Here is a 7,104-nt window from a genome sequence, read left to right on the forward strand (position 1 = left end):
AGCAACGTCGTGGCCACAAGGGAGTTCCAATGGTACCCAACGACGCTCAACATCGCGTCGATACGTTGACAGCACAGGTACGCGGGCCCGTCACCGTCGCGGCGGTCGCCGAATCCGTGTCCGCCGCGCTCGCGGTGGTCCCGGTCATCGCCACGGTGAACATCGCCGGCCTCATCCTGGATGGCGGCGCCTCGCGCACGCACCTGTGGGTCTGGGTGCTCGTCGCGGCGGTCGCACTGGTGCTGGGCGCGCTGTGCAGTATCGCGTCCTCGATCGTCGCCCACCGCGCCGACGCCGATCTGGGTCTGTCACTGCGGATGCGGCTGGCCGGGCATCTGGCCCGGCTCCCGCTGGGCTGGTACTCCTCGGACGCCGCGGGCAAGACCAAGGCCGTCGTCCAGGACGACGTCGCGGGCCTGCACGAGGAAGTCGCGCACCGCAAACCGGAACTCGCCGGATCGGTGGTCGCCGGAATCGCCGTGGTCGTCTACCTGTTCGTGCTGGACTGGCGGCTGGCGCTGGCCGTGGTCGTGCTGGTCACCATCGCGCAGCTGGTCCGAAACTTCCTGACCCGCAAGATCATTCCCGCGTACGGCGCGGTGGCCGGGGCCTCGGCGCAGATGGGCTCGGCGGCGGTCGAACTCGTCCAGGGCATCACCGTGTCCAAGGTGTTCCATCGCGCCGACGAGGATTCCGAGGCCACCCCGGACACCGCCTACGGCGCCCACGCGCGGTTCCGGCGCGCGGCCGCCGACTACGCGGACGCCGACGAGAGTCTCACGAACAACATCGCGACCCTGCGCGCCTGCACCCGCGCCACCGTCGCGCCGGGCACGGTCGCGCTGATCGTGCTGGCGCTGGCGACGCTGCTGCTGGCCACGTGGGATGCCAGGCCGGTCAACATCATCGCGTTCCTGCTGCTGGGCCTGACCCTGTTCGACGTCACCACCCCGCTCTACCTGAACCTGGTCATGCCCAAACTGCGCCTGGCCGTGCCGATGCCGAACAAGGCACAGGCGATGGCCGAGCGGATCGGTCAGATCCTGGACGTTCCCGAGATGCACGAGCCCGCCGCTCCCGCGACGCTGCCCGCGGCCGACGGGGCACGGCGGGTCTCGATGAAGAATGTGAGCTTCTCCTACGACGGGCAGCGCACGGTCCTGCAGGGTCTGGATCTCGAACTCGCGCCGGGCACCATGACCGCACTGATCGGCCCCTCGGGTGCGGGCAAGTCCACCGTGGGTCAGCTGCTGGCCCGCTTCTACGATCCGACCGAGGGCAGTATCGAGATCGACGGTGTGCCGATCTCCACCCTGGACGCCCAGCGGCTGTACGGCACAGTGGGATTCGTCTTCCAGGATGTCGCGTTGCTGCGCGCCACCGCGCGGGACAACATCGCCCTCGCCCGCCCGGATGCCACCCAGGAGGACATCGAACGCGTCGCGCGCGCGGCCCAGATCCACGATCGCATTCTCGCGCTGCCGGACGGCTACGACACCGTACTCGGCGAGGACGCCGCCCTGTCCGGCGGCGAACGCCAGCGCCTGAGCATCGCGCGGACGCTGCTGGCCGACACCCCGATTCTGGTGCTCGACGAGGCGACCGCCTACGCGGATCCGGAATCGGAAGCGGCGGTTCAGGATGCGCTCTCGGAGCTGGCCCGCGGCCGCACCCTGCTGGTCATCGCGCACCGCCTGCACACGGTCGTGCACGCCGATCAGATCGCGGTGCTGGTGGACGGAGCGGTGACCGAACGCGGCACCCACGACGAATTGCTGAATGCCGCAGGCGAATACGCGAAGCTGTGGCAGTTGCAGACCACGACGATCGGAGCGCGCGCATGATCGCCCTTCTCGACAAGATCTTCGGCGATGCCGCGCGCCGCCGCATCCGGCTGCTCATCGCCGCGAGCGCCGGCAACGCGGTACTCGAGGGAATCGCTGTGGCACTGTGCATTCCGGTGCTGCTCGAGCTGCTGCGCCGCGACATCGGCGCGGCCGGGTTGTGGCTGATCCCGCTCGCGGTGGTGGTCGCGGGCTACTGGGTGGTCAACGCGGTCATGGAGCATCTCGGCACACATGTGGCCGCGACATTGCGGCGCGAGCTGTTCGCCCGGCTGGCCGACAAGATCATCGCGCTGCCCCTGGGCTGGTTCGACTCCACCAGCGCCGGATCGGTGACCGCGCTGGTCACCGGTGGCTCGCAGGCGCCGCTGGGCGTCGTGACGGCGCTCAAGACCATTGCCGAGACGGTCATCCCGCCGGTGATCGTGCTGGTGGTCGTGCTGTTCCTGGATTGGCCGGTGGCCGTCGCGGTGCTGATCGTCGTCCCGCTGCTGTGGGCGCTGCAACGCGCGGTCGCCGAGCCGATCGCGCAGGCGGACGCCGACGAGGCCGGTGCGGTCGCGGACGCCAACGCCCGGCTGATCGAATTCAGCCAGACCCAGCCCGTGCTGCGTGCGAGCGGCCGCGAGGACCGGGGCCTGGGCGAGCTGTCGTCCGCGCTGCACCACCGGCACGCGACGACGAACAAGCAGATCCTGCGCGCCACAGCCGGACTCAACGTCGGCGAGCTGAGCGTGCAGCTCGGTTTCGTCATCGTGCTCGCGGTGACGGTCGTGATCGGCAGTGGCGCTTGGCAGGTGGGACCGAACGATCTGGCCCGGCTGATCACCGCGGCGGTCTTCGGCATCTGGGCGCTGCGCCCGATCGGCAAGATCTCCACGGCGATGCTGATAATCAGTGGTTCCGCCGCCGCACTGGGCCGCATCGACGCACTGCTGTCCCATCCCGAACTGGCCGAACCCGATTCGTCGGCGAAGGCCACGAGCACCGGCAACGCGATCGAGCTGCGCGATGTGCGCTTCGGCTACCGCGAGGGCATCGATGTGCTCTCGCAGGTGAACATCACCGTGCCCGCGGGCAGCACGACCGCACTGGTCGGCCCGTCCGGTTCGGGTAAGACCACGATCGTGAACCTGGTGGCCCGATTCTGGGACGCGAGTTCGGGCAGCGTGCGGGTCGACGGCGTGGACGTGCGGGATCTGCGCGGCGAGGACCTGATGGACCGAATCGCGTTGGTACCGCAGGACGTCTATCTGTTCGACGACACCCTCGAGGCGAACATCCGCGTCGGCAAGCCGGACGCCACCGACGAGGAGGTCCGCCGGGCGGCGAGTCTGGCTCAGGTCGATTCCATCGTCGAACGCCTGCCGCAGGGCTGGCAGAATCCGGTCGGCGCGGGCGGCAGCATCCTGTCCGGCGGTGAGCGGCAACGGGTTTCGATCGCGCGGGCACTGCTCAAGGACACCCCGATCGTCCTGCTCGACGAGGCGTCCTCGGCGCTGGACGCCCGGAACGAGGCCGCGATCGCCGCGGCCCTGGGCGAACTGGGCCGCGGCCGCACCCTGCTGATCATCGCCCATCAGCTCTCCACCATCGCCGACGCCGATCACGTGGTGTATCTGCGAGGCGGACAGGTGGTCGAATCCGGTTCGCACACCGAGCTTTTCGCCGCCGATGGCGAATACGCCCGGTTCTGGCGGGAGCAGCAGCGGGCCAGGTCGTGGCGGCTGCGCGAGCGATCTTTACCTGAACGGGTGACCATTATAGGATTGCCTTACCTAAGTTAGATTTCCTGAGAGGTTCTGCACTCCATGGCTTCACCGACAACACTGCGCCGGCGCACGCGCCCGATTCTGCGGCGAGCGGCCGCGACATCCCTCGCCCTGGGCGCGATCGCTTTCGCCGCGGGGTGCGGCAACTCGGACCCGGACTCGACGACGTCGAGTGCGAACGCCTCCTACCAGGCGGTCACCGTCGATCACGCCTTCGGGCAGACCGTCGTGACACACAAGCCGACCCGCATCGTGTCACTGTCACCGACCTTCACCGACGCGCTGGTCGCACTGGACACCAAGCCCGCGGGCTATGTCCCGAACCCCATGACGAATGCGGATTACGCCTGGGACCAGGGGAATTCGAACCTCGCCGGGGTCACCAAACTGGCCCTGGGACCGGGCGGGACCGTACCGGAGGAGAAGATCGCGGCGCTGCAGCCGGATCTGATCCTCGGCGGCGGACTCATCCTGTCCAAGGACGAGTACGACAAGCTCAGCAAGCTGGCGCCGACCATCCCGTCGCTGAAGGCCGGTGCGCTGGACAACTGGCAGGACGACACCACCCTGGTCGGCAAGCTGCTGGGCCGCCCGGCCGACGCCCAGCCGATCATCGCCGCGAGCGACAAGGCGCTGGCCGACGCCAAGACCAAGTACCCGAAGCTGGCCGGAAAGACGTTCGCCGTCAGTCTCTTCGTCGACGCGACGAATATCGAGGTCATCACCAATCCGGATGACAACGCCAACAAATTCTTCGAATCCCTGGACATGAAGATCCCCGACTCGCTGCACGGCCTGTCCGGCGGCCTCGGCGGCCTCAACGGGAAGATCAGCATGGAACGTCTCGACCTGCTGAATGCGGATCTGCTGTCCGTCGGATACATGACGCCCGGCGCGGCCGGACAACTCGAGAACCAGCCCCTGTTCAAGCAACTGCCCGCCGTCCAGCACGGCACCTACGTGTCCACCGATGCGGACGTTAGTGCGGCACTGCGGCTTCCGACCGCGCGGACCGCGACCTGGTTGCTGACCAAGTTCGACGGGGCCTTCGGAAAACTCTGATTTCACCACAGTGGTAGCGCCGCAACGATTCTCGTCGCGGCGCTACCGCTGCGCGCCGAGTGCGGGCACGTATTCGACTGTGCCGCAATAGCTTACCCGTGTGACATCACACAAGGACTCGACGCCGACGTTTCAAATTGTTAATGTAGCCTTGCCTCACTAAGGATTACCTTAGACGGTTCGATCCGTACTGGGTTCCTGTGATCGAAGGGATAGATAGAACGTGGGCACTGTCCACCGGCCGCTGCCGGACCTCCCAGACACCACTGATCCGAACGCCATCGTCGTCGCGTTCGCCTCGAATCCGGCATTCCGCGCCGCGGAATGGAGCGAACTCACCACACCCGGCAACCCGTACCGCAGGCCGGTACGGCCCGACGATCTGGCCTGGGTCAAATACCACAACACGATGCTGCCGGAGAAGGCGTTACGCCTGAGCGCCCTGCTCGGACATCGCATGCTGCGCAACATCTACGACCTCGAGTCCACGCTCGTCGCACCCGCCGACGGCGTCGACACGGTCGGCCAGGACCGCGCCGACTTCTACAGCCGGGACAACCGGGTGCGGTCCGCGCTGGCGCGCCCGGTCCTCGAGCGTCACCTGTTCGACTTCCTCGACGATGCCACCGACGAGACCTCCGCCGCGGATGCGCTGGAGCTGGTGCGAACCACCGCGCAGAGCCTGTCGCAGAGCGCTCCGGAGGCCGCGAAGCTTATCGAAAAGCTCACCGGCACGAAAGAAGCCGCCGTCTTCGTGACCATGCAATACCACGGCTTCATCCCCGCGGTGCGCGAAGCGTTGGGCCGCACCGGCATCGGCGAATTTCCTCGGCACCTGGACGGGCTGCAGGCCGCGCTGTTGGGCTCCTATCAGCAGTGGATCTCGCTGCGCTCGGCCTATCGCAACCTGCTGGAGGCCGCGGGTCTGGCACAGACCCCGGGCGGACACTGGCAGCTGCTGCTGGGGACCTCGCTGGCGCGCGGCAATCATCTGCTGTCGCTGGCCGCCGATCCGGGGCGGCTGCCCGAACTCGTCGGCGCCGCAGCGTTTTCGCACCTGGCCGGACAGCGGGACACCGCCGCGCTGCGGCCGATCCTCGAGCGCGGCCTGCCCGCGGAGACGAATTTCGCCGGATTCGATCTCGGCATCGGCTGGGCGGTCGACCTCGACGATTTCCTGCCCGAGGTCCTCGATGCCCTGGTGACCTCGTACGGCCAGGACGCGCCCCGGGCCTTCCGGCGCGGATTCGCCGCCGCACAGCGCCTGCACGAGCTGTGGCATCAGGACCTGGCCGCGCAGCTGAGCTGGGCCGATCAGATCGAGCTGCATCAGGAGTACGCGGAGAAGATCGCGCTCTACCTCGAGGACAACAACATCGTCGTCGATCTGGACACCTTCGTGGAGAGCGAGGAGGAGACCTCGACCACGCACGTGCACAACGAGCATCGGCTGGTGATGATCGAGGAAGGGCAGATGCACTTCTGGAACAACGCGACCCACAAAATCGAATTGTTCACCGGCGACAAGATTCTCATTCCGGTGTCACGGCTGCACGGCTCCACCGTGTTGTCCGGCGTGTGCACCTATCACCAGCCGATCATCCCCGATGATTTACTCCGGAAGATCATCTGATGGAGAGCGAAAGTTCGACCGGCCCAGGTGAATCCGACGGCCTGCGCCGAATGACCTTCGGCCCCCTGCCCGAATGGGGGATCAAGCACGGCACGGAATTGCTGGACCTGATCGGCCTGCCCGAGAACGGTTTTCCGTGCACCTTCGCGGTGCGCGGCGCACTGACCGAGGGATTGCGATTCGGTTTCATCGACGAACTCTACGATTCCGGTGCGCGCGATGAACTCCGAGCCATTCTCCGGCGGTATCTCGGGATGTACAAGACCATCTCCCGGGAAACCTCGTTGATCGTCTTCTTCCAGACCAAGGAACCCGACGACACGCTGTCCGGGTATTACCGGACGTTCTGGGACATCCTGCAGGACCTGCACGACGGCGATCCGGTGCCGTGGCCCGAGGATATTCCGCCCGAGACCGATGATCCCATGTGGGAGTACGTCTTCGACGGTACTCCGATGTTCGTGGTCTGCAGCAATCCGGCACATACGCGTCGCCGCAGCCGCTACAGCCCGATCTTCTACATCACCTTCCAACCGCAGTGGGTGTTCGAGAACATCAAACCCGACACCAGAGCGGGTCAGTTGGCGCGCAAGCGTATTCGCAAGAGATTGGTCGCATTCGACGACGGCCTCGAACCGTCCTCGGTACTGGGCAACTACGGCGACGCGGACAACCGGGAATGGCGGCAGTACTTCCTGCCCGACGACAACGAATCGGACGTGCCCGCCGGCGGCTGCCCGTTCCTGCACCGCATGCGGCAACAACCACCGTCTTCCGATTGAGCGGCTCATCG

Annotated in this window: 5 protein-coding genes; all 5 read left to right on the plus strand. The window is 66.8% G+C overall.

Features of this window, described 5'->3' with window-relative positions; genetic code table 11:
- Positions 1–29: 29 nt before the first annotated feature.
- The 5 genes from K7711_RS02170 to K7711_RS02190 all read left to right on the plus strand — a co-directional run bounded on the left by K7711_RS02170 (position 30) and on the right by K7711_RS02190 (position 7,093).
- Positions 30–1,844: an ABC transporter ATP-binding protein gene (locus tag K7711_RS02170; protein ID WP_222964368.1), complete on the plus strand. Its 1,815-nt coding sequence runs from the start codon at positions 30–32 to the stop codon at positions 1,842–1,844.
- Positions 1,841–3,631: an ABC transporter ATP-binding protein gene (locus K7711_RS02175; RefSeq protein ID WP_222964370.1), complete on the plus strand. Its 1,791-nt coding sequence runs from the start codon at positions 1,841–1,843 to the stop codon at positions 3,629–3,631. The genes K7711_RS02170 and K7711_RS02175 overlap by 4 nt, the downstream gene beginning before the upstream one ends.
- A gap of 24 nt (positions 3,632–3,655) precedes the next feature.
- The gene (locus K7711_RS02180) at positions 3,656–4,678 is read left to right on the plus strand and encodes an ABC transporter substrate-binding protein (RefSeq protein WP_222964372.1); all 1,023 of its coding nucleotides are present in this window, start codon (positions 3,656–3,658) and stop codon (positions 4,676–4,678) included.
- Positions 4,679–4,901: 223 nt separating this feature from the next.
- Positions 4,902–6,311 carry a cupin domain-containing protein gene (locus K7711_RS02185; protein WP_222964374.1) on the plus strand — a complete coding sequence of 470 codons (1,410 nt, stop codon included), beginning with the start codon at positions 4,902–4,904 and terminating at the stop codon, positions 6,309–6,311.
- Complete coding sequence (locus tag K7711_RS02190; RefSeq protein ID WP_063712932.1) at positions 6,311–7,093, plus strand: YqcI/YcgG family protein; 783 nt, start codon at positions 6,311–6,313, stop codon at positions 7,091–7,093. The genes K7711_RS02185 and K7711_RS02190 overlap by 1 nt, the downstream gene beginning before the upstream one ends.
- The last annotated feature ends 11 nt before the right edge of the window (positions 7,094–7,104 follow it).

The organism is Nocardia coffeae (assembly GCF_019890715.1).
GTDB classification, from domain to species: Bacteria; Actinomycetota; Actinomycetes; order Mycobacteriales; family Mycobacteriaceae; genus Nocardia; species Nocardia jiangxiensis.

Excerpts from the sequence above, each read along its gene's own strand:
- K7711_RS02170 (WP_222964368.1), top strand. The coding sequence starts at position 30 with ATGGTACCCAACGACGCTCAACATCGCGTCGATACGTTGACAGCACAG.
- K7711_RS02180 (WP_222964372.1), top strand. The coding sequence starts at position 3,656 with ATGGCTTCACCGACAACACTGCGCCGGCGCACGCGCCCGATTCTGCGG.
- K7711_RS02175 (WP_222964370.1), top strand. The coding sequence starts at position 1,841 with ATGATCGCCCTTCTCGACAAGATCTTCGGCGATGCCGCGCGCCGCCGC.
- K7711_RS02190 (WP_063712932.1), top strand. The coding sequence starts at position 6,311 with ATGGAGAGCGAAAGTTCGACCGGCCCAGGTGAATCCGACGGCCTGCGC.